The organism is Melioribacteraceae bacterium (assembly GCA_019638015.1).
Lineage (GTDB): Bacteria > Bacteroidota > Ignavibacteria > Ignavibacteriales > Melioribacteraceae > JAHBUP01.
The window spans coordinates 751,907-777,757 of sequence record JAHBUP010000001.1 but is presented as its reverse complement, the minus strand read 5'-3'; the positions used below and the strand labels follow the sequence as shown (position 1 = coordinate 777,757).

General features: G+C 34.8%; 24 protein-coding genes. 10 read left to right on the top strand and 14 right to left on the bottom strand.

What is annotated here, in order from left to right:
* Positions 1-161 precede the first annotated feature (161 nt).
* The 11 genes from KF816_03210 to KF816_03160 form a co-directional block, all read right to left on the bottom strand.
* A complete protein-coding gene (locus tag KF816_03210; GenBank protein MBX3007016.1) occupies positions 162-848 on the bottom strand; it encodes a lysoplasmalogenase in 687 nt (228 codons plus the stop codon).
* A 4-nt stretch (positions 849-852) separates the two neighbouring features.
* Complete coding sequence (locus KF816_03205) at positions 853-3,099, bottom strand: GH92 family glycosyl hydrolase (protein MBX3007015.1); 2,247 nt, start codon at positions 3,097-3,099, stop codon at positions 853-855.
* Between the two features lie 41 nt (positions 3,100-3,140).
* Positions 3,141-4,715 (bottom strand): hypothetical protein, encoded by a 1,575-nt coding sequence (locus tag KF816_03200; GenBank protein MBX3007014.1) that lies wholly within the window; start codon positions 4,713-4,715, stop codon positions 3,141-3,143.
* 34 nt (positions 4,716-4,749) lie between these two features.
* Positions 4,750-6,357, bottom strand: coding sequence for a hypothetical protein (locus KF816_03195; protein ID MBX3007013.1), 1,608 nt, complete (start codon positions 6,355-6,357; stop codon positions 4,750-4,752).
* Positions 6,358-6,373: 16 nt separating this feature from the next.
* On the bottom strand, positions 6,374-7,387 hold the full coding sequence (locus tag KF816_03190) for a metallophosphoesterase family protein (GenBank protein ID MBX3007012.1): 1,014 nt from the start codon (positions 7,385-7,387) through the stop codon (positions 6,374-6,376).
* A gap of 172 nt (positions 7,388-7,559) precedes the next feature.
* Positions 7,560-8,579 carry a hypothetical protein gene (locus tag KF816_03185; protein MBX3007011.1) on the bottom strand — a complete coding sequence of 340 codons (1,020 nt, stop codon included), beginning with the start codon at positions 8,577-8,579 and terminating at the stop codon, positions 7,560-7,562.
* Between the two features lie 11 nt (positions 8,580-8,590).
* On the bottom strand, positions 8,591-9,382 hold the full coding sequence (locus KF816_03180; GenBank protein MBX3007010.1) for an ROK family protein: 792 nt from the start codon (positions 9,380-9,382) through the stop codon (positions 8,591-8,593).
* A gap of 102 nt (positions 9,383-9,484) precedes the next feature.
* The gene (locus tag KF816_03175; GenBank protein MBX3007009.1) at positions 9,485-10,030 is read right to left on the bottom strand and encodes a D-lyxose/D-mannose family sugar isomerase; all 546 of its coding nucleotides are present in this window, start codon (positions 10,028-10,030) and stop codon (positions 9,485-9,487) included.
* A 12-nt stretch (positions 10,031-10,042) separates the two neighbouring features.
* The gene (locus tag KF816_03170) at positions 10,043-10,981 is read right to left on the bottom strand and encodes a sugar kinase (GenBank protein ID MBX3007008.1); all 939 of its coding nucleotides are present in this window, start codon (positions 10,979-10,981) and stop codon (positions 10,043-10,045) included.
* A gap of 13 nt (positions 10,982-10,994) precedes the next feature.
* Positions 10,995-11,843 carry a class II fructose-bisphosphate aldolase gene (locus KF816_03165; GenBank protein MBX3007007.1) on the bottom strand — a complete coding sequence of 283 codons (849 nt, stop codon included), beginning with the start codon at positions 11,841-11,843 and terminating at the stop codon, positions 10,995-10,997.
* 47 nt (positions 11,844-11,890) lie between these two features.
* A complete protein-coding gene (locus tag KF816_03160; GenBank protein ID MBX3007006.1) occupies positions 11,891-13,132 on the bottom strand; it encodes an MFS transporter in 1,242 nt (413 codons plus the stop codon).
* A 441-nt stretch (positions 13,133-13,573) separates the two neighbouring features.
* Between KF816_03160 and KF816_03155 the strand changes: the two genes are divergently transcribed.
* From KF816_03155 to KF816_03125, 7 genes are all read left to right on the top strand, one after another.
* A complete protein-coding gene (locus KF816_03155) occupies positions 13,574-14,059 on the top strand; it encodes a hypothetical protein (protein ID MBX3007005.1) in 486 nt (161 codons plus the stop codon).
* Entirely contained in the window at positions 14,044-14,358 is a 315-nt protein-coding gene (locus KF816_03150) for a hypothetical protein (GenBank protein MBX3007004.1), read from the top strand. Before KF816_03155 ends, KF816_03150 begins: the two co-directional genes overlap by 16 nt.
* 93 nt (positions 14,359-14,451) lie before the next feature.
* The gene (locus tag KF816_03145) at positions 14,452-14,619 is read left to right on the top strand and encodes a hypothetical protein (protein ID MBX3007003.1); all 168 of its coding nucleotides are present in this window, start codon (positions 14,452-14,454) and stop codon (positions 14,617-14,619) included.
* A gap of 199 nt (positions 14,620-14,818) precedes the next feature.
* Complete coding sequence (locus KF816_03140; protein ID MBX3007002.1) at positions 14,819-14,968, top strand: hypothetical protein; 150 nt, start codon at positions 14,819-14,821, stop codon at positions 14,966-14,968.
* An 829-nt stretch (positions 14,969-15,797) separates the two neighbouring features.
* Entirely contained in the window at positions 15,798-16,439 is a 642-nt protein-coding gene (locus KF816_03135) for a nucleotidyltransferase domain-containing protein (protein ID MBX3007001.1), read from the top strand.
* On the top strand, positions 16,408-16,815 hold the full coding sequence (locus KF816_03130) for a hypothetical protein (GenBank protein MBX3007000.1): 408 nt from the start codon (positions 16,408-16,410) through the stop codon (positions 16,813-16,815). Before KF816_03135 ends, KF816_03130 begins: the two co-directional genes overlap by 32 nt.
* Before the next feature lie 297 nt (positions 16,816-17,112).
* Complete coding sequence (locus KF816_03125; protein ID MBX3006999.1) at positions 17,113-18,039, top strand: integrase core domain-containing protein; 927 nt, start codon at positions 17,113-17,115, stop codon at positions 18,037-18,039.
* Positions 18,040-18,739: 700 nt separating this feature from the next.
* Here the strand turns inward: KF816_03125 and KF816_03120 are convergent.
* Positions 18,740-19,258: a DUF1858 domain-containing protein gene (locus KF816_03120; GenBank protein ID MBX3006998.1), complete on the bottom strand. Its 519-nt coding sequence runs from the start codon at positions 19,256-19,258 to the stop codon at positions 18,740-18,742.
* A gap of 8 nt (positions 19,259-19,266) precedes the next feature.
* Positions 19,267-20,502, bottom strand: coding sequence for a DUF438 domain-containing protein (locus tag KF816_03115; protein ID MBX3006997.1), 1,236 nt, complete (start codon positions 20,500-20,502; stop codon positions 19,267-19,269).
* A gap of 168 nt (positions 20,503-20,670) precedes the next feature.
* Here KF816_03115 and KF816_03110 point away from each other — a divergent pair, with 168 nt between their 5' ends.
* The 3 genes from KF816_03110 (at position 20,671) to KF816_03100 (ending at position 23,344) form a co-directional block, all read left to right on the top strand.
* Positions 20,671-21,069: an Rrf2 family transcriptional regulator gene (locus tag KF816_03110; GenBank protein ID MBX3006996.1), complete on the top strand. Its 399-nt coding sequence runs from the start codon at positions 20,671-20,673 to the stop codon at positions 21,067-21,069.
* Positions 21,070-21,144: 75 nt separating this feature from the next.
* The gene (locus KF816_03105) at positions 21,145-21,693 is read left to right on the top strand and encodes a hypothetical protein (protein ID MBX3006995.1); all 549 of its coding nucleotides are present in this window, start codon (positions 21,145-21,147) and stop codon (positions 21,691-21,693) included.
* Positions 21,694-21,721: 28 nt separating this feature from the next.
* A complete protein-coding gene (locus KF816_03100; GenBank protein MBX3006994.1) occupies positions 21,722-23,344 on the top strand; it encodes a cbb3-type cytochrome c oxidase subunit I in 1,623 nt (540 codons plus the stop codon).
* Positions 23,345-23,428: 84 nt separating this feature from the next.
* On the opposite strand, the gene KF816_03095 is transcribed toward KF816_03100, so the two are convergent.
* The gene (locus KF816_03095) at positions 23,429-25,705 is read right to left on the bottom strand and encodes a TonB-dependent receptor (GenBank protein MBX3006993.1); all 2,277 of its coding nucleotides are present in this window, start codon (positions 25,703-25,705) and stop codon (positions 23,429-23,431) included.
* Positions 25,706-25,851: the final 146 nt, after the last annotated feature.

The window sequence follows — 25,851 nt, the reverse complement described above, 5'->3', positions numbered from 1 at the left end:
AATTCTGGTCTGTATGTAAAATCAGATTAAAATAGAATTATAGAGTTATTTGAATTGAAAAAGCCCTTTTTATTATTTAATACAATATTTTTTTCAGGTTAATCAAAGTTATGGTTCTCTGTTTATATTCTCAGATAAGCCAAATAGTTATAAAGGATTAATTAGTCCCTCTGTTTTGAAGTACCTAGGGTAATTAGAAGCTGGGCGGGGTAATATGTTATCATTATCCAAAAACTGGAATTCCACACTTTTGATAGAAACATGTTTATCGCAATTACCGAATCTGATATTATAAATAAGATTGCACCAATTATCACCAAATAATGATTTTTTTTGCCTAAAGCTGCGGAAATACCCATTAACGAGATGATCAGAACATAACCTATAACCGGTAAGGTCATTTTTCCAAGACTCGGTAAAAGAATATGTAATATCGAGATGCCATATAATATGAATAAAAGAATTACAAGAATTCTACTTTGCCTTACAATTGGGCATCTAATAAATGCCGAAATATACATTATGTGTGCTAGGGCAAATGCGGTAAGTCCATAAATAAAAAATCCTCTCCCGCTTAACGCTAAAAAAACGTCTCCTACCGATGAGAATAATAGTCCTAAAAAGATTAGTTTTCCCTTCGATCCTTCGATGTTTTTAATTGCTATAAACGCAAGACTTAAGATAGGAACAATTTTCACGAGATAGGAGAAGGGATAAGGGCGTAATTTTAATGTTGACAGATAAAGGACAAAAAATAAAAAAAACAATGAATAGCCAATTTTTTCAGAATTGTTGAGATTCCTCCAACTCTTTAGAAATTTATCGCTCATATTTTGATTATCCTTCATGGATTTACTTCTTAGGGATATCCGACAAAACAAAATTCAACCTGCCTCCCTTTTTTAACAGATCATGAGAGAGATTGTAATACTCATATTTTTTATTATTCATAAAAATTTCCTGAATAAAATAACTGGTGGAGGAATAAGCGGGTGCATCAATCTCAAGAATATTGCCTGTTCCAAGCTTGATTATGATTTTTTTAAACTTTGGTCCGCAAATCTGATACTCCGGTAAGGCTGGAGCTACCGGATAAAAACCCAACGCACCAAAAATATACCAGGCAGACATTTGTCCCGCATCTTCATTTCCACTTAATCCGCCAGGTCCCACACCATATTCTTCTCTCATTGTTTTTGCTACAATTTTTTGTGTTTTCCATGGTTCTCCAGAATAATTATAAGTGTAAGGAATTTGATGACTTGGCTCATTTCCGTGCCAATACTGACCAACTTCAAAAAAGGTATCAAGTTCTTCATTAAATTTTTTAATTCCTCCCATCAATTCAATTAAACCCGATATATCATGTGGTACATACCAATTATACTGCCATGGCGTTCCTTCGCAAATATATAGTACCCTTTGATCCCGCTTAAAATCTTTTTTAAAGGAGCCATCGGCATATCTTCCATTCATATTATTTACTGAGGGATCAAAAACATTTTTATAAAACTTTGATCGCTTAGTAAAAATATCATAGTCCTCTTTTTTATTCATCTTATTTGCAATCTGGGCTAAGGCAAAATCATCGTATGCGTATTCAAGTGTGCGTGAGACTTGTTCATTATGATGAAATGCTTCTATAACAGGATCCTCGAGGGGAATGAAACCGTACTTTAAATAGGGTGCGAGGGCACGTCTCCCTTTTCCATTAATATAATCATCGTAAGAGGAGGGAGTCTCAGTTGCATTCTTTCTCAAGATTTGATATTCATCTTCGGTAAGGTCAATTACACCTTTCACATATGCTTCGGCTATTACCGAAATTGCGTGATCGCCAATCATTGCGGAAGTATAGCTATTCCATTTTGGGAATATTGGCATCCAGCCCCCCACCTTTGCTTTCAGAAATAAAGACTTAATCATATCTGCATGTTGTTCCGGTATCAAAATATTGTATAAACCATGTAGTGCTCTGTAAGTGTCCCAAATCGAAAAATCACAATAGTAGTTACCCGTTTTGATGGTATCAATGGCGGCGTTTCCATCAAACCGTGGATATTGACCATCTACATCACTATAAATTCTTGGCTGTTGAAAAGCATGATACATTGCAGTGTAAAATTTTACTTTATCGTCCTCGTATTCTCCCTCAACACTAATTTTTGATAATAAATCATTCCATATTTTATTAAGGTTACTTTGAATCAGATCAAAATTGTAATCTGGTATTTCAGTTTCTAAATTTTTTCTTGCTTGATCAATGCTAACAAAAGAACTGCCTATTTTTATTTTTATCTGTTCCCCTTTTTTAACATTAAAAGATGCATACGCCCCAATATTAGTTTTATTTTGAATTGCCGTTACTCCGGCATAAAATTCATCATCCTTATATGTACCAAATTTTTCAAAAACCTTTTCAATCTTCATAACAAAATAACCGGAGAAGCCGGCACTTTTTCCCCAACCTTGATAGATTCTATGAATCGGATTATATCCTACGATTTCTCTATTCTCCGGAATAACTTTTACGAATCCTTCTCCTTCATCACTATTTGGATTTATAACAATATGAGCTTCACCTTCATCGTTAAAAGTAAATCTTAAAATACCGCTACGTGTTGTAGCCGATAACTCTGCTGTAATACTATAATCTTCTAAATAAACTTTATAGTAATCTGCTCGAGCTGTTTCGTTGGCATGATTGAATTTTGAGCCGCGGGTATTTGGATTACAGATAAGTTTTCCTGAAATCGGCATAACGGTAAAGGAGCCATATTCTTGTGTGCAAGACCCGCTTAACCAATGAGAGCCTCTAAATCCGGTAATCACAGAATCCTTATAATAATAAGATGCCAAACATTTTAACTCAGTATTTTGTGTTTGGGGTGTCCAATTTGTCATTCCAAATGGGACTGTAACATTTGGTTGAACTTGGGCGTTATTTTCACTTCCTCCACCATGGGCAATTGCGGATATTGTCGTTGATTTTGCTGTTCCAATTAAAGGATTAACATACTTTAATAAATTATTATTTTGAGCGTATGTATAATTACATATTGTTAACAGCACTGTAATAAATACCAATTGTTTTTTCATATTATTAATTCCTTATGGTGCAATCTGAGAATTATTAGAATCTATTTATTAAGTGCCTTCATTTTCAACATAACTTTTGCGTCGTACGCAGCACAATTAATCCAGCCTTCATTCACATCCCGTCTTTCATTTCTCTCCCAATAAGTTGGGTATCTTCCGGATTCTTCGATTTGCGCAACTGTCATTGCATTTGCAAACTCAACAGCTTTTAAATAATACACTTCTTTACCTATCACTTTATAAGCAGTTAAATAAGTCTCCATCAATTTTGAAACGCTGGCATCTATCGGCACATAATAATCATACTGTTCGAGTGCACAAGGCAATATCCAGTTTTGTGCTCTGGGATAAATGTGAGGCATTGGTTTTTTCCAAACTACAAATTGATCTTCTGAAAAACGTAATAATTCTTCAGCGAGTGCTTTATATTCTTCCGGTGGATTTTCTTTTTTCAATAAGTAGATCGCAAATGAACATGCGTCATGTTTTGATAAATTTTTATATTGAATTCCCGGATCAATATCTTCAAACTGTCCTGACCAATCAAATGTTTTTACAGGATTATCCATAATCCAATTAAAAGCCTCAATAGCAGAATTTTTATAATCGTCTATTTTGTATTGTGTTGATAGTCTCTCTATGAGTTCAATAATATTGACCGGGATACATTCATTCTCCTTTACAGCAGTTCCATCTTTCCAAAGTTTAAGTTTCCACGTGCCGGATGATAATTGTAATCTTTTATAAGTATCAACAATTTTCAAAGCGGCATTAAAATACTTTTTGTTGCTGGTGATATCATAAAGATTAAGGTAATTGATGGCGACATCTGCCGGGTAAATAAGCATGAATTGATCTTTGTAATCCTTCGCAGATAAAACATTCCACATATAAGTTGGCGGGAAATGTGCAAGTGGAGAGTTTTCAGGTTCACTAATAGAGATAAGATAATTGGCGGCATTTTTAGCTATTTCAATTGCTCTTAATGAATCGTCAGGAGAATTCTGACTATAGAGAATCATACTTTCTATTACCGCGCCAATTATTTTAGAGGGGTAACAGTAGAATTTATAGTTAGTATCAGGTGATGCATTAATCAACCAGTTTTGGAAATGTGTTTTATTGAATAAATACTTTAAAGCTTTCCTGGCGCTTTCTCCATAATCCATAACTTTTATGTTATATGGTCCATTGAAACCGGCAGATTTATAAAATTTTCGCGTACCTGAATGTTTTATTCTTTTCCCATTGAACTCAACACCAAATACTTCAAGATCTATATAACCAACCGGTAATTCATTCCAGATTGGAGAGAGAGGTGACCAAGGTTTATCCGATTTGAATTTATATTCCTTACTATTTATATCTGTGGCAATAAATTCATATTCAATAGCCTTATCAACTATTTTAAAATCGAATGCTGGTGCATACATGAATTGTTTTGAATAGTGATTCCAAAAAGCTTGTTGCTCCGGAATACCGGGCCTAATCGGATTCAAGTATTCACTTTGAACTTGTTGATTAGATGGCGTCTGTTTACCATCTTTTATGGTACTATAATTACTCGCACACGAAATTGATAATGAGCTTATTAATATCAAAAAAAAGAATTTCATATAAGGAATCATAGTTGCTTTAATTGTGGAAAAATTATTGAATTCTAATCCCTACTTTTTCATCAACCGGTAGACGTAAATTATTTAACTTGGTTTTCTCAACATTATTAAATAGAATTATTGGTAATTCTTCACCGGATGCAACGTGTACATCATTCAATTCAATATTTTTTGCGTCATCGAACACAAGTGCCGGTCTGAAATCGAACTCTTTATAACTCAACTTCACATTCTTAAACTTTAGATCTTTTGCATGTCGAATATATATTCCCCAAGCCGGCAATTCTCCAAACATTGAGAATTCGGGATAATCTGAAATTTTTTCGGGGACTTTATGGAGAGAATCTAATTCAATAAATGCAACATCTTTGCTACCATGTCCTTCAAAAACTATTTCAATATTCTCAAGAGTTACATCCTCAATATAACCTCCAGGCACTCCTACAATTGATGAAGGAATTAAATTGTATGGAAACGTCGGTTGACCTATAAACGGATATCCAAGATCAGGGCGGTTTTTTGAAGATGTGTTATATCTGAAACGAAGATAATCTGGTGGACCTTCAAACGGATATCCCAGATCAGGTTTTCTTAATGGAACTTCAGCCTTTATATCCACAATGCGAATCCCCTTTAAAGTACCAATAGGCTTGGTTTTATTTCTGTGCCCAAGTCTTAAAAAGATAGCATTGCCGGTATTTTTAGCAGTTACGTTTTGAATATCGATATTTTCCAGCTGACCACCGTCAACAGATTCAATTGCTATTGCTGAACGGTATGTATCGTAAATAAATAAATTACGAACAACAATATTCTTAAATCCTCCGTGTGAAGCGGTGCCAATTTTAAAAGCGCTTGCACTCGAACGGATTGTACAATCAGCGATGTAAATATTCTCACACATATCTCCGGCACGTTCAGATTTGAGGCAAATACCATCATCTGCTGCATTAACAAAACAATTAGTCACCTTTACATTCTTTGAATCTGATATATCAATTCCATCATTATTCCAATATGCGGTACTTTCAACATGTATTCGGTCAACAACTACATTTTCACATCTTAGCAAATTAAAAACCCATTCAGCGGAATTAGTAAGTTTAACATTAGTTACTTTGATTTCTTTACAATCCACAAATTCAACTAATTTAGGACGGCAATACTCTGTCGGTCTCTTAAATAACCATTGTTTATCAGTAATCTCACCGGCTTGTAACATAACGAATAAATCCTTAATCAGTTCCGGGGCTTGACCGTCGATTACACCATCTCCGGTAATAGAAATATTCTTTTGGTGTATTGCGGCAACTAACGCGTGTCCTTCCGCATCAGGATTTCCATAATCTTTTATTTTAGTGCTTCCTAATAATCGCGCGCCTAATTGTAGATGCAGTTCAACATTATTCTTCAGTTTAATAGATCCGGAGCAGAAATTGCCTGCCGGAATAATCACTTTTCCGCCGCCGCTGAAACTTGCTTCATCAATCGCTTTTTGAATTGCCGAGGCATTATTTGTAATACCGTCAGCTTTTGCGCCGTATGAAGTGATGAGATACTCATTTTTTTGACTGAAATAATTTACCGAAGAGAAAAGCAGAAATAACATTACGAAGAAAAACTTTGCTGAAATATTTTTCATTATATACTCTATCTAATTATTTATGAAATGTGTCGGGATATGTAACAAAATACTTTACCGAATCTTTTGTTGTATGGATCCATGTATCAAATTTTCTTTCTCCTTCATATAATACAATTACTCTTCCCCCTTTATCCAGTTTACCATAAGAATCTTTACCGGTTTTACAGCCGTACGCTAGAGCTATATTATTTAAGGTGCCTATGTAATTATTATTATGGTCGTGACCCACAAACATTCCCATAACATCTTTTGATTCAAAAAACGCATTGTACATTCCCGAATTGATTTTAGGTGAAGAGACTTTTTCTTCTTTATCACCCACAGTATTTTCTTTTTGTTGCACCGTTACATACTCCAGTAACGGAATGTGAAAAAATGCTAGAGATGGGAGTGGTTTGCCATTATTCTTTTTATTGTATTTTTTACTTTGCTCACGGTACCAATAAATTTGATCGAACTTAATCCAGTCATAATGCCCCAATTCCTCATCATCTTTTTTTCCGGCATACGCATTCGAATCAAAACAATAAAGAAGTGATTCTATTTTTTTTGATTTTGAATTAAGAATTTCAAGGATGTAGTTACCTGATCCAGAAATTTCTTTTGGGCCAGACTTAGAATGGCTGAAAGGTAAAGTTTGGAGGTACTCCATAATTTGTTTGTTAGAATATCCATGCTCACCATCATGATTCCCCAAAACCACGGCCCAAGGAATTCCAGCATCCCGCATCGGCTTTGTTACAATTGACCAGGCATCTTCAACTGGTCTTGAAGTTACGATATCCCCTGTTAAAACAACCAGATCCGGTTTTTCTTTTCCAATTACCATTGAAATAGTGTTCATAACGCTATCGCATCTTGGTTTATTATCAATTTTAAGATGCACATCGGTGAACTGAACAATTTTAAATTTGCCCTCCTTATTAAACCGAAGTTTTTGCTGCTGCGCATTTATGCTTAGTGAAAAACCAAATAGGAGCAGTAGCAAAAAAGATATTAATTTGTTGAATTTTATTTGAGATGACATCATTTACTCCTTGAATGAATAGTCAATATTATATTAATAACCTTGCCATTGGTTTAAAAAGAATGAACATCAAAATATTACTTAAAAAGATAGAATTTTCTATATAAGTAAAATGGTTTTTAGGTTAATTTTTTAGGTTTCTCTGTAAAAGGCGGTTTTTGGGAAAAACGGATTACTTAACCTCTAATTCATTTCCTATTTTCCTGGCTCTTTTGGGTTTGTCTAGATTTATACCCGAGGCAATTCCAATTTCTATGAGTAAATTCCATCCCGCGCATAAAAAAAGATAGGGATTCATTTCCCCGGCATCGGGAATTAGGATTGTTTGAAATGGAGTATGTTTGGTGGAAATTGCGACAACTTTAGCTCCTGCTCCCTCTACTAATACTTTTTGAAGCTTCTCAATCTCTTCTTCAATTGGGTCGATCATAAAAATTATATCATTTTCATCTAATACTTCCTCAATTCCATGAATGGCATATGTGCCTTCAAGAAAGTCCGATTTTTTTCTGGTAATTTCATTTGTTTTTAATGTTAACTCCTCAGCAACACCGTCGTTATATCCGGCAAAATAAATTATAGAAGAAGATAATGCTGAATTAATAATTTCCCTATCAATAGGCATTGTTAATACAAGATGGAGCATCTGGGAAAATTCTGTTAGACTAATTTTCAACTTCCTTCCAGAAATGTTCCATAAAATAGATTCATAGAATAAAGCTTGTTCAATTACACTTTTTGTAGCGGCGACAGCATTTTCACAACCACAATTAAGCACAAATTCTTGGTTACAATTAGCTGCCAAAATTGAACTACTATTAGCTGTTAATGCAAATCGATTTTGATTATCCATCTTTTTTAGTTTTTCAGCTAGTGAGATAACTTCCTTTGTCCGCCCCGAATTAGAAGCACAGAACACCGCGAAATCGGACAAATTATAATGCGAAGCTTGTATAGCTCCTTCTGTAACTATTTGAAGGTCTAACCCCCAGTTATGCGATTTTCTTATACAATTTTTTGCCGGAAAAATTCTGCTTGAACCTTCACCGGTCAATAATAATTTGCCAATCGAATTAATTTTTTTTGAGATTCCCTCTGTTGATGATGATTTAAAATTTTTAACGATGTTAATTGTTTCCATCATTTCTTTTACAAGCGAGTATCGGGAATATTTAATATCGAGTAAATTCAAAATAATTCTCCTTATAAATTTTTGCCATCTTGGTTGGAGTCTAGAAATAAGGCGGCAGCACCTAATATTGAAATATTCTCTTTCTCGGAAACTTCAACTATAATTTTTTCGAGGGATATAGAATATTTGAAACTATTTATTGAATCCCACATCTTTTGTTGAAAAAACGTGTATGATTTACTAACAGAGCCGCCAAGAACAATTATTTGAGGATCGAGCGAGTACATTATTATTTTTATGGCTTCCCCGAGATTGGTACCATATTCATTAAATATCGCAATTGCTTGAGGATCGCCTTGAATTGCCATTAGCATCAATTCCTCACCGGTTAACCCATAAACATTTTTAAAAAATTGTCCGCTGCAATAGTATTCAACATAATTATCCTTAAATGGTATCATTCCAAATTCACCGGCTCCAGAATTTCTACCTGTGTAAAGTTTATTATTAATAATAACGCCAGCACCCAGCCCCGTCCCAATAATTAAACCAATTATGTCGTTATAATTTTTTGCTTTGCCAAAGTATTTTTCACCAACGGCAAAACAATTAGCATCATTATTAATGCGAACCGTTGTTTTAAATCTTTTTTCTAGTATTTCTTTAAGGGGAACTTGATCCCAGCTCGGTATATTTTGGACATCATAAACAATTCCCTTTTCAATATTAATTACACTGGGAACGCCAATACCAATTCCAGACACATTGGTCAGATCAAACTTCTCAATCAGCGAAAAGATGGCATCTATGACTTCATCTTTTTTTGCACCCCCTTTAATCCGGACAGCTTCAATTTTTTGGATATCATTTTTTCAACATATCCAACACGAATGTTTGTGCCGCCAACATCAATTCCGATAATTCCCATTATTTTTTCCTTTACTTATTCAGGATAAGATGCTCAATCAAGCTTCAACTTCTGGAATTCTTTTAATTTCAGGATCGGTAAAAAGGTCAAGATCATCCCGACTTTGAGTTGAAAATTCAGAGATTACTGCTCCTTCGGCACCAGCTTGAAACCAATGTAAGATACCGGGCTCGAGAGTATATTGATCCCCCGGATTAAGAACGATTTGATGCATTACCGTAAAGCTTTTTTCTTTACCCTCAGGAATTTTGGCAACAATTTTATCGGTCGGAGTACCTTCAACATAAAGATAAACAGTTCCAAATCTGCATCTGAATGTCTCCTCCTTTCCAGCAACATTTTCAATTTCGGGATGGCGGTGTTCCGGGCAAGTTTGATATGGGAATAAAACTAATTCTTTGGCACAACATCGTTCAGTATTTACATATACCAAAATTTGAAGTCCAATGTTATTCAAGTTATTAAGTCCAAAGTCAGCTACCTCAATACTTTGCTTTTCTTTTTCAGAAATGACTATTCCTGCCTTCTGAAAATAAATTAATGTTCTTGCTTGGGCTTCTTGAAAATCTATTTTACTCAGCATTTAATTTCTCCTCTAAATTGAATTACTAATAAGAGACTGAATTTCATCTATTTTTTTTATTCCTGTAGTTGCACCTATGGACATTACGCAGCAGGCTCCCACGGCATTGGCGAATGATCCGCAAGTTTTTAAATCCCACCCCTTTGCAAGACCAGTGATAAATCCAGCTACGAATGCATCGCCAGCACCAGTTGTATCAACTACTTTAATATTCTTGATTGCTTCTATGAAATACTGTTCATTTAAATAATTTTTAATATAACACCCATTAGAACCCATTTTAATTACAGCCGTTTTTACTCCTTCACTAATAAATGTGTCTGCTATTTCCTCCGGATGATTTTTCCCACTTAACATTATCGCCTCTTCAAGACTTGGGATAAAATAATCCAGATAAGGCAAGCATGGCTTAATCTTTTGCATCCATTTTCCTGTTGAATCCCATGCTGTATCCATAATGGTAACAATATCCGCATCCTTAGCTTTACTCAATATTTTAGCGGCAGGTTCTCCATCGAAACTCGGCATTAACAATGAACCAGCTATAAAAAGAATTTTAGAATTCCCGATGATCGAAAAATCAATATCGTCGATAGAAAATTCAGCATTTGCTCCCAGATGATGCAGAAAGGATCTTTCTCCATTTGAGTTTATTGATACTACCGAAGCCGATGTACCGTGCTTATTGCTTTTGACAACACCATTTACATTTACACCATTTTGCTTCATTTCATCAATCACAAATTTTCCAAATCCATCGTTACCAACTTTGCCTATTATTGCAGTTTTAATTCCTATCTTTTCAAGATCAACTGCAGTATTTGAGGCGCAACCACCAAGATGAAGTTCAAGCTGTTCAATTAAATCAAGCTTTCCCTCTTGTGGTAAAGAGTTCACCGTTTTCGCAATTACATCTGCTACTATAATCCCCAAACATGTAACTTCATACATTTATCACCTCTAACTATGCTTTTGAGTTACTGCCAAATAAATTTATTTTCTGAATAACCACTTCTTTCATTCTCTTTTCAGATACTTCCGATATCTCAAAACATTGTGCTTTATTGTTATTATTAAGAAATTCTTTTACACTTTCAGCCGCTGATCGGGACATATCTGTGAATATATTTATTTTTCTAATTCCACGATCAATACACTCTTGAAAGTCTTGATCAGACAATCCAGATCCGCCATGTAAAACTAGTGGTACATCTACTTTACTATGAATCTCTGAAAGGCGGTTCAAATCTAAACATGGCTTTTTTATATATTCGCCATGTACTGTGCCTATTGCCACTGCTAATGCATCAATCCCTGTTCGCTCAACAAAATCACAAGCTAATTCTGGATCAGTATAAAACTCTTCAAAATCATCTTCTCCCCCCGCTTCACTTCCACCAACATGACCAAGCTCGGCTTCGATAGAAATACCCAGTACCTTTGCGATTTTTACCATTTCTTTTGTGCTCAAAACATTGTCTTCATAATCTAATGTCGAACCATCGAACATAACCGACGTAAACCCATAATTCATAGTTTTAATTATTGTATTATATGTAATCCCATGGTCGAGATGAACCGCCACCGGTACTTTTGAACGTTTAGCTTCGGCAACCATTAATGGTGCGAACAACTCGAGCGGAGCGTATGGCAAGTGTACTTCCGCAAGTGCAATTATAACGGGGGAATTGCATTCCTCAGCGCCGTTTATTATTGCCTTTAAACTATCGCTATTTACTACATCAAACATTCCAACCGCATAATTACTTCTCTTAGCGTCGTTGAGTATTTCTTTAAGAGTTATTAGTGCCATAATTTCCTTCAATTAGTCCGTTCTAGAATTTATATGCTTTATATCTATTATTTTTTAAATGATATAGTTTCATTTGTAATTATCGGATTAGACCAAAATCCGATGCTTAATATGTAGCCAAGAGTTATATAAATAAAATACATTCCTAAGCGTAAACCGAATAGATCACCCAACCAACCAATAATTAGTTGAACCACTGCTCCGCCAATTATTGCCGTGCATAATATACCGGAAAATGTACCATGGTGGTCCTTTAATGAATTAAGTGCAAGTGAAAAAATGATTGACCACATAACTGAAAGAGAGAAACCCATAAGAGGGAAAAAAACTAAAGACCAACCTCCATCTGCATGTAAAGCAATAGTAAGAAATATTAAAGATAAAATTGAAAAGACGATCAATATTTTGCGGCTATCAAATAATTTTAATAAACCTAATCCAATCATACAGCCAATTGCCATCATACCCCAAAACCATCCCACAATAGAGGAACCAATGGTTATTGGGTCAAAATTGTGATAGGTCACTAAAAATTTAGACAACCAGTATGACACTCCTTGTTCTGTTCCCACGTATGCAAAAATTCCAATAAAATATAAAACCACAATTCTGTTCTTGAACAATTTTTTATGAATAAACCAACTGCCCGATTTTTCAATCTCGCTTCTTTCCACTTTGGGAAATTTTGAAAATCCAATTATAATGATCATAAACAAAATCATGAGGGCAAATATAAAATAGATTGCTATCCAAGAATTAGCAGCTTCTATATAATTGCGAAGTTGCAAAACTATGAAACTGGTACTGGCCCCATCATTAAGTTTAATTATCATATTTGTTAAAAACATTGGGGCTAAAAAAGAAGCGCCGCCAAACACGAGCTGTGCCATTACAGAATTAAATGCAAAATGCTCTTCCCCACCGGCTACCCTTAATAATGGATTTATTGCCACTTGAAGCATTGCCATCCCGGAACCCATCAAAAAGAGGGAAATAATAAATATTTGATAATAGGGAAAAAGAAAAAAAATCATCGCTCCGGAAAACGTAATTACAAAAGCAGCTACCATTATTTTTTTTTCTTTATACTTTTCCACTAGCAGTCCGGCAGGAATCGACATTATTCCATATGCAATAAAAAAAGCAAATGGCAGAAAAGCAGAAAGGGTTAAACTGAGCTTGAAGGTTCTTATTATGTCCGGATTTAGTGCCCCCAGAATATTTGTGATAAACGATATTACAAAAAATGTTATAAAAATTAATCCAACAATCAAATATTTACTCTTCATGTTATTTTTCCAATTTGGAAAGTTTATGGTGCATGTGAATTATTCCCACTACAATTCTATTATTCATACTACCATTTTATTTTACCTTTATATGTAGCTCAAATTGCTATTCAATTTGAGGGGAAAAATATATTATCTGATCTCCCCATGCTGGTATATAGGTATAAATTGATGGTCTAATAGTATTAGATTTGGTTAAAGTCTTATTTTCAAGCTTAATGCATGCTACAAAAAACAATTGTCTACCAAGGTTTTTTTATCTTGGACTAAAGAAAACTTTGAAGGAATTCTCGGTTTTCCAAGAAGTTTAAAATATTCTTATCAGATTTGAGTCATCTGAAACAAACAGCAGAATACTATAATGAACCTGTTAAGATTTTTACGACCGAGATTTATACTTATTCTGATCCTATTTTTTCATATTAATGCACCTATACATTATTGAAGGAAGATGATTTTGATAATAAAGTAATCATAATTATCCAACGAATTACACCTCCAGTTTTTCCCGATTTTGAACTAAGAGTAACAGATGCCGGTCCCCTCGGATTAATTGACAGTAAAAATGTGATTCAAGAAGCCATCGATAAGTGTTATAATTTAGGAGGAGGAATAGTTGTTATCCCGGAAGGCAAACACAAGATTAATTGGCCATTAAAATTAAGGAGCAATGTAAACCTTCACTTAGCCAAAAATTCATATTTGAAGTTTAGTTCTAGTCCAAACGACTACCTGCCGGTTGTGCGAGTTGGATGGGAAGAAACCACATGTTATAACTATTCACCAATGATTTATGGCTACCAACAGAAAAATATCGCAATCACTGGCGAAGGAACTATAGATGGAAGTGCTGATGAATTTTGGATGCAATGGAAATTGCTGCAAGAACCCGAAAAAGTCTATTGCGAAATATGGGGACAAAATTAGTTCCAGTTAAAGAAAGAATTTTTGGTAAAGGACATTTTTTTCGTCCCACATTAATTGAAACTTATGAATGTAAGAATGTGCTGATTGAAGGAGTGACAGTTAAAAATTCCCCATTCCGGACGATTCATCCGGTACTCTGCGAAAATGTAATAATAAGAAAAGTTAATATAATGTATTGTATTTCCAAGGATGATGGCTGTGATCCCGAATCATGCAAGGATGTATTGATTGAGGAATGTACCTTTGAAACAAATGATGATAATATCGCGATAAAGTCGGGGAGAGACAATGATGTTTGAACCGAAAATGGAGGAAGTCCGTCAGAAAACATTATAATTAGAAACAACAGTTTTATTAGTGGCCACGTTGGAGTAATTACTGTTGGAAGCGAAATGTCGGGAGGAGTTGAAAATGTTTTTGTTGAGAATAATCAAATTGAAAAAAAGGGACAAGCATTTTTTAAAAATCAAATACCAATAGAGGCGGTATTGTGGAAAACATTTATATCCGTAACAACAATATTGATACATGTAAAAACCAAATATTTTTTATTCAATTAGATTATAAGGGTGCGGCCGCCGGAAAACACTTTTCAGTTTTCCAAAACATATATTTTGAGAATATTAGCTGTAATTACTCAAAGCTTGGATTAAAATTCTAAGATTGCCAGATAAGCCAGTAAGGAACATATTCTTTAATAATATTTCAATAAGTCATCTGGAACGGTTTAGCGAAATATATTACACTGATGATTTGAGGATGACTGATTTTAAAGTAAATAATCAGAGCTCAATTGCCAGTGCGTATTTTTCATTTGAAGAGGGAGGAGAAGAAAGAAAGGGACGTCTAAGCTGGGGTAATTTACCTGCGACGGTTCAGAATATGTTTCTAAATTTAATTTTTGAATAAATCGACTTAATTGAAGATGTATCTTCTGAAGCAAAAAATGAGGTTAAAAATGCATTTAAAAATGAACCAATGGTAAACGACATTAAGATTGTCACAATTTAAAACTCTCTCCTCAAAAAAAAATTATTGTGAGCTGAAATCAAAATTTTCATTTTCCTAAAATTAACATGTTAAAACCCATTATGCTCAAATTCATACTCAACTTCATTAAATCAAGAAGCCAATTCTATCTTAAAAGAAACAAAAATAAATTTCATATTATGAATTGGGATATACTCTTTGTATTGAAGAAAATCTCTTCAATTATCAGTTTATGCCGCAATTACAATTGAGGATTCGATAATGAATAGGGACAGCTTGAATTGGGCAAGTCCTAATCCCCATAAACGACGAAACCCCGTAAGTTGTTATAACTTACGGGGTTTTTGCGGAGAGTCAGGGATTCGTTGCCCGGGAGAAAATACTATGAATTTAGCCTACAAACGTAACTTTTTGGAATGTTGTGACTAAAAAGTGACCGAGACGTTTCCAATTACACCGTCTTCACAGACTAGGCAGACTACACAGAATCCCGTGATTTTCACACCACTACCCTGCTCCATCCAATATCTCTATAATTTACAGGTGGATGAAGTATTGAATAGCAACACCTCAACTATTTCCGAATACATTATTGTTTCAAAAACACATATTCACAATATTTTAAATATAATAATCCTTGACATAATGTTTTCCTTCAATTACCTTTGTAAGGTTTTCTTTACATATGTAATTATTTATTAACATTTATCCGGCTTTGTCGGACTTATCCATCTCTAGTAGAATAGATATGATAATACATAAACCTCTGAACGAGATATTTTCGGCCTATTCAAACATTGCCGTTATTCGAGAATTGCGTTATACAAAAAACGGTTTCAGCGGCAGAGAAATTGCAAAAAGAGCCGGACTCAGTGCTCCTGCAGCAATTAATTCACTTTCTCACCTTGAATCGCTCAAAATTGTTAATCGCCAGATCGGTGGTCGCGATCATATCTTCACTCTTAATATTTCCAATTACTTTGCAAAAACTATCTTATTGCCAATTCTTGATGCTGAAGGAAATTTTTTTGATTCAATTGTAAAAGATATCAAGAAAACTTTGTCCAAACACACAATCAGTGTTTTTCTATTTGGTAGCGTTGCTCGTAAGGAAGAATCTATTCAAAGTGATTTTGATATTTGCATTGTTCTCCCCAGCTTAAAATTCAAAAAGATTGTTGAAGATAAAGTAAATGTATGCCGGGATGAATTGCATAATAATTATGGGATTTCCCTGGCACCATTTTATATTTCTGTTAAGGATTTTAAACAACGCGCCAAGCTCAAAAAGTCGCCTATTAATGAAATCGTAAAAGAAGGCATGTTATTATTTGGTCAATCAATCAAGGAATTGTTAAATGACAAACCGAAGTCCAAGAAAGAAAATTGATTCTACCCGTTATATTGATTTCAAAGAAGTTGCCAGGAATTTTTATGAAGGAGCTAAAATTGCTACTGAATACTCATACTACAATGCAGCCGGTGTGTTGATAGTACATTCTGCAATCGCATATTCTGATTCTGTTAGTATCAAAAACGGCGGAGTAAAAATTCAAGGCGATAATCATTACGAAATTATTTCTCTTTTAGATGATTTGATTTCTCATTCAACAGATAAAAAGAAAGCCCTCAATCAATTGAAAATTATTATAGATCATAAAAATAAAGTCTCTTATTCCGGAGATGTTTACCACAAAAAAGATATAGATGCATTATGGAAACATTTCGAAAGGTATAAAGCTTGGGTTGATGAACTTCTAAAATAATCTGCTACCTAACCTTCTCAACAATTTTTTCGCCGGTATTGCCAACTAACTAACCTGGCCATATGGTTGGAATTGAAAACCGTGTACACAATAAAATAACATTTTTGGTCTGAAATCGCTATTGGTACTTGTATGGATTCAAAATATCAACCGATTTCAGAATGATGCTTTTGAGCTAATTCCCTATTTTCGCTCTCCATTAATTAACAAGTTAAAACCTATTATGCTCAAATTTTTGCTCATTTTCTTCAAATCAAGAACACAATTACAGCTTGAAATCATTTTCTCCGGAAACAATTGGAAATTCTAAACCGAAATTCTAAAAAGGTTCAAGTTACTCGATGGGACAAACTCTTCTTTTCAACAATCATCTCTTTCTTTAATAACTGGAAAGAAAGCTTGATGATTATAAAACCTGAAACCATCATTAGATGGCATCGAAAAAAGTTTTACCAGCGCCTTCTGGGAAAGAGAAAACTGGATGCTGGACGACCGAGAGTATCCAGAGAAATTATCGAGCTAATTAAAAGAATTGCAAATGAGAATCCAATGTGGGGTGTGCCTAGAATTCATGGTGAAATTCTTAAACTTGGCTATGATATATCTCAAGCTACTGTTTGGAGATATACTCCAAAAGATAAGAACAATAAAACCGGACAAAGATGGAATACTTTTCTGAAGAATCATGCTTCTGAAATTATGTCGATCGATTTCTTTACAGTTCCCACAATCAACTTCAAGTTAGTGCACGTATTAGTATTTCTTTCACGTGGAAGAAGGAAAATTGTTCACTTTAATATTACAGAAAATCCTAGTTCAGAATGGTGTTCTCAACAACTTAAAAATGCCCTCTATGATTCAGAAATTCCCAAATACTTGATTCGAGATCGTGACTGTAGATTCGGCAACTTGTTTAGGAATCGTGTTTCTGATTTAGGAATTCGTGAAATAGTTACAGCATATCGATCACCATGGCAGAATGGTTATTGTGAACGCGTTATTGGAAGTATTCGAAGAGAGTTTCTTGATCACTTAATAATATTTAATGAAAATCATTTGCGTAAACTTCTGAAAGTATATTTTTTCTATTACAACACGCAGCGGACTCATCTTGGTTTGAATAAAGATTCTCCGGAATCTCGTCAGGTTCATGTAGTTGGTAAGATAGAGAAAGTCTCGGTTGCTAATGGACTCCATAATTATTATTACCGAAGTGTGGCGTAAGTAATTCTCAGAATTATTCCCTCTGATAAAGTCTTTAGTGACCGATGTATTTCTATATCTATTTGCAGTAAAATCTGTTCCGTAATAAATATTTTGCAATCATAGTCGACCATAATAACCGGAATTTTCAATTTCGATAGCTAAAACCAAGCTCGATTTTCAAGTCAATCGATCAATTTTCGCTAAGTTTTGAATAAAGAATAGGGACAAGTATAAGCAGACCCTTATAAAACAAAAAACCTCGAAAACAGCGTTTAATAGCTATAATCGAGGTTTTATTTTTACTGGCGGAGAGTCAGGGATTCGTTGCCCCGGGAAAAATGTTGAAGATTTAGATCGTGAACGCATCTTTTGAAAATGTTGTGACCAAAAAGTGACCGAGACGTTTCCAATTAAACCGTCTTCACAGACTAGGCAGACTACACTGAATCCCGTGATTTTCACACCTCTCCCCTACTCCAATATCTATATAATTTACAGGCGGATGAAGTATTGAATAGCAACAAATCCTACTCGATTTCCTTCTTATCGAGTCTTTAGTGACCGATGTATATCCATTTCTATTTGCAATCATAGTCCACCATAATAATCAGTGTTTTCAATTTCGATAGCTAAAGCCCGGTTCAATTTTCAAGTCAATAGAGCAATTTTAGTTAAGTTTTGAATAAAGAATAGGGACAACCTAATTGGCTAATTAGTCTTATTTCCTAGATATGTAAGTTGCAAAAACATTTGTACCTCTCTCTTCTGTAAATGTCTCATAACCTTTATTTCGAATAACATCTATTAATGGTGCGGGAATAAATGGAGTTATCAAGATGTATATTTCATCATCTTTTAAAGCTTCAGCCTCCTTTGTTACTTTTGCCACCGGATGCATACCATTATTAATATCAATAGATGCATCATATTCAAACTTCACTGTTTTTACTGTTACCCAGTTTGGTTTTCCGCTCTCTTTTTCTTCTTTAAATTGTGTCACAATTTCCTCGTCTTGACCGACTGCTTTTCGCAATTTATTAATCAATTCTCCTATTTCAACACCTCCTACAACCGATGCCTGCTTAAGTGTTGTAACACGGGCAATAGTCTTTCGTAGAATTGGATTTTTTAGTTTAGAAAAAACCGGAGCTATTTCTATAAACTTATCTTCCAGCTGTGGGTATTCATTTAATAATTCGTTTACTGTTATATCTGGTGTTATTAATAAATTCATCATCTGCCTCTCTATTTATCGTATGTTAAAAGGCGTCTTTCCCCTTCTAACTGTTTATACTGATTTACATCTTGAGTCACTTCTAAAGTACCTAAATATTCTCCTTGGCTTCCACGCACCGCATAGTATGCTATATGAACATACTTGTCCTTAAAATTTATCCAAAATTTCGCTTCATCCTCAATTCCCGCTTTGAAATCACTTAATATCTTTTCTACTATATGTACGCTTGAAGGAGGATGGCAAAACTGAACCTTTCTTCCTATAATGGCATTATTTCTTTCAAATATCCTTTCCTTTCCATGCGAATAATATTTTACCGTATCTTCTTTATCAACAAATGTTAAATCAACCGGAATGGATTTGAATACCGCTTCCAATTCATTTAATGTAAATGAACCGGTTGAAAGTTGAACTCTATTTGAAGTTATGCTTTTATCCTCTTTTGGTAAATCAATTTCCGGTTTCCATTTCACTTCAGGGGCATATAAACAGTATCCTATCGAGTCCGACTGCGAGTATATTTCATACCAGTCAATTTCCGTTAAAGTATCCAAGCACATCGGAAAAAGTATATTCTCCTCCTTATAAATCATCTCTTCTATCGAAATTAATGCTTGATCAAATAAAAATTCATAAAAGCTCAATATGTCTTCTCTGCTTAATTCCTCTTCTGTATCAAATACTTTTGCCGAAGATTTTAAAAATCCCCTTGTTTCATCATGCTTACCCCACATAACAGTTGGAGGTCCGGTAATTTCATATTTCTCAAGATAGGGAAATATTAAATTCTCTTTGCGCACATAATGCTTTTCAATATCCATCAAAGAATTTAATCCCCCTCTGATATTTAAGATTACTACTTCCAATCTCTCTTTCGACAGATCTTCAATCTGCAATTCTCTCTTAAATAATCTTATTGCTTCAATTTGCTTGGTTATTGATTGGTTCTCCTTAATTAAGGTATCTACCGGATGACCTTCAGCCACTATCTTTGAAGCACTTAAATTAATACTCCCCTTCAACGCTTCCGAATGAAGATCGCAATACTTTAATATCTCTTCGGCTGCCATTCCACCGGCAATAAGTTCCTGCTCTGCCTGTACCACTTCTCCATAAGGTATAGATCCTAACATTTTAGTCAGTTCCTCTTTTGCTAACTCAATTGGTTTCCCTTCATGAATCTCAAGAATCAACTGCTTTAATTTCTCTACTCTTACCTTACTGTTGTTAATTATTTCACTCATAATACTCTCATATTGTTAATAAGATTAAAAATTCCGATTATAAAATACTTACTATCTTTTTAACCTGCAAGTGTTGTTTTTCACTCCATATTTATCACCAATTTGCATTAATAAACTGTTTATCTATTTTTACATAAATTTATTTTAACAACATTCTTTGGGTATATAATGACTTTTTCTAAAACTACAGAATATGCGCTAAGAACATTAACCTATATGGCTGAAAATGAAAAGGAACTTCATTCCTCAGATGCACTTCATAAAGCGCTAAAGATTCCTAAAAAATATCTTCAGCGGCTTCTTACATTACTTTCAAAACAACAACTGATTGAAAGTATAAGAGGAAAGTATGGGGGATATAGACTTATGAGGAACAGCAAGAAAATATACATCTCACAAATTGTTGATGCAGTCGAAGGATTTAGAACTGAACCAATCTGTTTCTTCGGTTTTAGTGAATGTCTGCTGGACCATCCTTGCCACATGCATGATGTTTGGGCAAAATCTCAGAACGAAACAATAAAAGTTCTCTCCTCCACCAGCTTATTCGATCTTATAAAAAAGTAGTAATTGATTTTTTTATTTTTAATTGCTACATATTGGTAGCATATAAAAAATCTAATAACAATTAAGGGTATCAAAATGGTCGATTCAAACGTTGTTCTAACCGGTCAAACGTTTGCCTATACTTTTTATGTCTTGGCAATAATGGCGGTTATGGCTTGGTTTGCCTACAAAGTTACCAGAGATGGGAAAAGTAAAGAAATTAAACCTGCACTTTTTTATACTTTTGTTGGCTTCCTAGTGGTGCTTGGCGTCTCGCTTCACATAGTTACCCACGAAACCATTCCATGGAAACCGATGGATTTAAACCGTGCGGATATAAAAGCCGACAGAGAATTTAATATTTCTATGGCTGATCATAAGTTCATTCTCCCTTCACCAAAACTACAAATTGTAAAAAATGAAAAGGTAAGATTCAATGTTACATCTAGTGATTTAACATATGGGTTCGGATTATTCAGAAGTGACAACACTATGCTTTTTCAAATGCAGGTTCTTCCCGGGCATAATAATGATATCCTCTGGCAGTTTGATAAACCTGGCATTTATTCAATCCGGTCAACAGAGTATTCCGGTCCCAAGGGAATTAATATGATACTTAGAGATGTAGTTGAAATAACCGAATAATAATTTTGAAAATAAATATGAGATCAATATGAGCTTCATTAAAACATTACTTGGCGGAGAGGGAGAATTCTTTAACCCCAATTCCCTAACCCCTATGCAAAAACTTACACTTCGTTTTGTAGTAGTTGGGTTGGTTTACTATTTGTTTGCCGTTTTTGAAGGGATGATAATGAGAGTGTATCAAGTTACACCAATATCTTTAATAAACGAGTCTCAGTACTTTGCTATTTTAACTGCTCATCCTTTAGTTGGAATTTTCGGCTCAACATATTCAATTGTATTTGGTGCATTCCTTTTTCTAGTTCCCTTCTTAATGAAAAAACCATTATGGAGCATTAAACTTGGAAATTGGACAATGGTGCTTGTTGCTGTTGGTACTTTCGTATTCTGGTTTTCAGGATTTGTTTCTCACTACTCACCACTTTACACACTTTACTGGCCTTTGCCTGCAGATTTTACCCAATTTAGTGTTTGGGGCGGAACATTCTTTATTACCGGTATTGCATTAGTTATGATTGGGACAGCATTTTTTGTCATCAATATTTACAAGACAATTACATATACTCCGGAAGGATGGGAGAAACAACCCAAAGGAGCATTAATTAAATCTGCTCTTGGCTTAACCGGTTTAACCTCTATTTTTTCAAAAAAGAAAAAAGAACATTTGGTTTCTCTTCCCGTTGCGGCAATTGCAAGAGGAACGGTTGATACAGCCCTAAATGCCATTGTTATTTTATTCGCCGGTATTCTAATTTTAGTTTATATGGTGGCTGAATTGTTTGGAGTAAGTCTTAAACATTCTACTATTGATGCTTTATTGTATAAAAATTTCTTTTGGTGGGGTCTTGATTTAATTGCCGATGGTCTTGTTCTTATTTTTGTTGCCGGAACTTGGTATTTACTTGCAACACTAATAACTGGCAAGAAATTATTTATGGAGAACTGGGCTCGTGCAGCTTTATTTATAGAGATGGTTGTTAGCTGGACTGTTTGGTCACATCATTTAATGTCCGATCAAGCACAACCCGGAATCCTCAAGGTTTTATCCGGCGAAATGGTTACAGCATTCGAACTAATTACTCAAGGACTAGCATTCTTTATTACGCTTGTTACTCTTTGGAGTGGAAGACCTTTAAAAATGACTCATCCCCTTAAATTTTTACTCGGTGGTCTTCTCGGTTTTGCTCTTGCGGTACCTGCAGGGATTATGCAGGCAGACTTGGGTTTAAATAGAATTCTTCATAATACACAATGGATTGTTGGACCTCACGTGCATGTTGCTATATTGGTTGGTTTAACAATGACGCTTTACTCTGCAATCTATTTTCTACTTCCTATTCTGACAAATGGCGCTAAACTGTATAGTGAAAAACTTGCTACGTTCCATTTCTGGGCTCATCTTTTAGGAGGAATTGGCATGGGCGCATTTATGGGTATGGCTGGCTTAAAAGGAATGCTGAGAAGAACTATTTATTTTGAAGGTGAATATTCTTCATACATGATTCTTGCCGCAATTTCCGGCTCGCTTCTTCTTTTTGCTTTCCTCGCCTTCTTTTATAACATTGTAATGACTGTTGGTATTAAAGGAGTAATAGGAATTTTTATGCCATCTAAATTAAACACAACTGATTTGCTGCCGGCAGAGAAATAAGATTAAAACTGTTTTCTTTATTTTTGAACAGAGCCCGATATTCAGATCGGGCTTTGTTTTAATTTCTTTTCCTAACTCCCAACTTTAAAATTTAGCAGTGAAACCCAGAATGGGAGTAATTCCAAAATCAAATCTCGGTGTAGAAGTCAATTCACCATTCGCATCAGCTTTGAAAGAGTAGGAACTAACATTATCTCGATCATACACATTCCACAAATCGAGATATATTGAGAATGACCACGAATCAAAAACGAATTGTTTGTCTATTCGAATATCTAGTTTATGATAATCGGGATAACGTGCTGAATTTTTTGTACCCTCAACAACATAGTATGAGCTATTTTTCTTCACAACTCCAACTACAGGTGTGTAAGGATTACCTGAAGCATATTGAAACTTAGCGCCAACTTGCCAGCCGGTTCCAATCTCGAGACCAAAAATAAGATTTATTATATGGGGTCTTTCGAATTCAAAGTCGTAATGGTCAAGAGATTCATAATCTTTTCTTTTTGATATTGAATAAGAATATGAAGCACTTCCAACAAATCCATCAGTAAATTTTTTCTGTAACGCAAATTCAATTCCTTGAGCGTATCCGCTGCCCGTATTAACAAGAAGTTCGGAAACGTCCGGATCAACAATAAGACTTGAAAGCTCTTTATAATAAAGCTCAATACTTGCCTTAGTATCATTGCTTAACAACTGTTCAAGTCCGGCAATATAATGAGTTGCGTAACTGCTTTTTAAAAATAGATTTCGTGGATCGGTAGCAACCTGGTAACTTGCCGGTGATTGGTAATATTTTCCCCAAGCAAGATTAAAAGTGGTCTCGGTAGGCAATTTATATGAAAGAGAAATTCTTGGGCTAATATTATTTTCTGATGTAAGTGCAAAATAATCATAAAGCAAACCCGCTGAAATAACCATGGGATCGATAATGCGAAATGATGATTGTAAAAAGAGAGATGACTTTGTTGTTGGATCTGGATGATAAAATATTTTATTGGCCGGAATAATTGCGCCGCTATTTGTTATAGTTTCAGGACTCCACGAATCATTTCGCGAATCGATAAATTTTATTTGTCCGCCAATTTTGAAATCAAGTTTATGATTAAGTTGATAATTTACTTCTGCTTTTAACGTAAATTCGTTTTCACGAATTTCATCCCCCTTTAGGGTGCGTTCGTTTTCGGTTCCCTGCAGTGTATTCCAGCCGTTGCTTGTGTATGAAGCCGTAACTAATGAGAAAGCACTTTTAGAAATTAAAGAACGCCAATTAATTCCAAATGCCGCTCCATAATCATCGCGCGTTAAGTATTCATATTTACTCCATGAGGATGTTGATTCTTTGGATGAGCCTGCACGCTCAATCTGGTCCAGATAATAGAATCCAACAAGACTGATTCTGTTTTCAGAATTTATATCATATGAAATTTTTCCTACGGCGTCATAATAACTGGGTGCGGCGGGTCTGTTAAGAGTTGCAGTAATTAAATCAAAGAAACCGCGTCTTAGAGAAAGAACCATATTGCTATTTTCAATTAGCGGTCCATCTAACATCACTCCGAAACCTGCTATATTTAAGTTTGCATCAGTATTAAAAACTTCTTTATTGCCGTCTCGTAAAGTCATATCAAAGACCGAAGACATTTTATCGCTATACTTGACGGGAAAACCACCTGTTAAAAAATCTACTTTTTGCAGCAGGGCGGGATTAACAATGCTTATAATTCCCATCGATTCTCCGGTGCGGGCAAAATGAATAGGATTATAAACTTCAATATTATCAATCAGAGTTAGGTTTTCATCAGGGCTTCCTCCTCTCACAATGAGCTGCGCACTTTTTGCACCGGCAGTAGCAACTCCCGGTAGTGATTGCATTACCCTAAAAATATCTTCTGCGGAGCCGGGGGATCTTCTAATTTCTTCTGGAGTTATTGATCTAAAACTAACTGGGTTTTCTGTGGGTTTAGAAAAGTAATCCGCTGTAACATTTATTTCACTTATTTCTGTGGCGGCCGGGTGGAGTTCGAACATAACAGAATGATTTCTGTTTGGATTAATAATTAAATCTGCATAAACTGATGACTCGTATCCCATCATAGAAGATCTTAAGATATATTTTCCTGCGGCTACATTTTTAATTACGTAATATCCTTCAGCATCGCTTGCGGCACCAATATTGGTCCCAACAATTATTATGTTTGCACCGGGAAGAGGTTGTTTTGTAACTGCGTCTCTCACTTCGCCGGAAATTATACCCGATGCACTCTGAGACCTTATTTGTCCGGTAAAAACAATAAGCGCAAAGACTATTAATAAAAAAATTGTTTGAATACCAGAAGATGATTTTTTATTCACTATAATTTCCTTTTTTCTATTAGTAAAATATTAGATACATAAATCGCATATAAGATGCGCTTATTAAAGTTTAATCGGATAAATTAAAGGCGGGTAAAATTATTATGATGATATTACTACCAAGAAAAATTAGTTTCCCATACTGT

Excerpts from the sequence above, each read along its gene's own strand:
- KF816_03210 (MBX3007016.1), bottom strand. The coding sequence starts at position 848 with ATGAAGGATAATCAAAATATGAGCGATAAATTTCTAAAGAGTTGGAGG.
- KF816_03205 (MBX3007015.1), bottom strand. The coding sequence starts at position 3,099 with ATGAAAAAACAATTGGTATTTATTACAGTGCTGTTAACAATATGTAAT.
- KF816_03200 (MBX3007014.1), bottom strand. The coding sequence starts at position 4,715 with ATGAAATTCTTTTTTTTGATATTAATAAGCTCATTATCAATTTCGTGT.
- KF816_03195 (MBX3007013.1), bottom strand. The coding sequence starts at position 6,357 with ATGAAAAATATTTCAGCAAAGTTTTTCTTCGTAATGTTATTTCTGCTT.
- KF816_03190 (MBX3007012.1), bottom strand. The coding sequence starts at position 7,387 with ATGTCATCTCAAATAAAATTCAACAAATTAATATCTTTTTTGCTACTG.
- KF816_03175 (MBX3007009.1), bottom strand. The coding sequence starts at position 10,030 with ATGCTGAGTAAAATAGATTTTCAAGAAGCCCAAGCAAGAACATTAATT.
- KF816_03170 (MBX3007008.1), bottom strand. The coding sequence starts at position 10,981 with ATGTATGAAGTTACATGTTTGGGGATTATAGTAGCAGATGTAATTGCG.
- KF816_03165 (MBX3007007.1), bottom strand. The coding sequence starts at position 11,843 with ATGGCACTAATAACTCTTAAAGAAATACTCAACGACGCTAAGAGAAGT.
- KF816_03160 (MBX3007006.1), bottom strand. The coding sequence starts at position 13,132 with ATGAAGAGTAAATATTTGATTGTTGGATTAATTTTTATAACATTTTTT.
- KF816_03150 (MBX3007004.1), top strand. The coding sequence starts at position 14,044 with ATGGGGACAAAATTAGTTCCAGTTAAAGAAAGAATTTTTGGTAAAGGA.
- KF816_03145 (MBX3007003.1), top strand. The coding sequence starts at position 14,452 with ATGTCGGGAGGAGTTGAAAATGTTTTTGTTGAGAATAATCAAATTGAA.
- KF816_03140 (MBX3007002.1), top strand. The coding sequence starts at position 14,819 with ATGACTGATTTTAAAGTAAATAATCAGAGCTCAATTGCCAGTGCGTAT.
- KF816_03135 (MBX3007001.1), top strand. The coding sequence starts at position 15,798 with ATGATAATACATAAACCTCTGAACGAGATATTTTCGGCCTATTCAAAC.
- KF816_03130 (MBX3007000.1), top strand. The coding sequence starts at position 16,408 with ATGACAAACCGAAGTCCAAGAAAGAAAATTGATTCTACCCGTTATATT.
- KF816_03120 (MBX3006998.1), bottom strand. The coding sequence starts at position 19,258 with ATGATGAATTTATTAATAACACCAGATATAACAGTAAACGAATTATTA.
- KF816_03115 (MBX3006997.1), bottom strand. The coding sequence starts at position 20,502 with ATGAGTGAAATAATTAACAACAGTAAGGTAAGAGTAGAGAAATTAAAG.
- KF816_03110 (MBX3006996.1), top strand. The coding sequence starts at position 20,671 with ATGACTTTTTCTAAAACTACAGAATATGCGCTAAGAACATTAACCTAT.
- KF816_03105 (MBX3006995.1), top strand. The coding sequence starts at position 21,145 with ATGGTCGATTCAAACGTTGTTCTAACCGGTCAAACGTTTGCCTATACT.
- KF816_03100 (MBX3006994.1), top strand. The coding sequence starts at position 21,722 with ATGAGCTTCATTAAAACATTACTTGGCGGAGAGGGAGAATTCTTTAAC.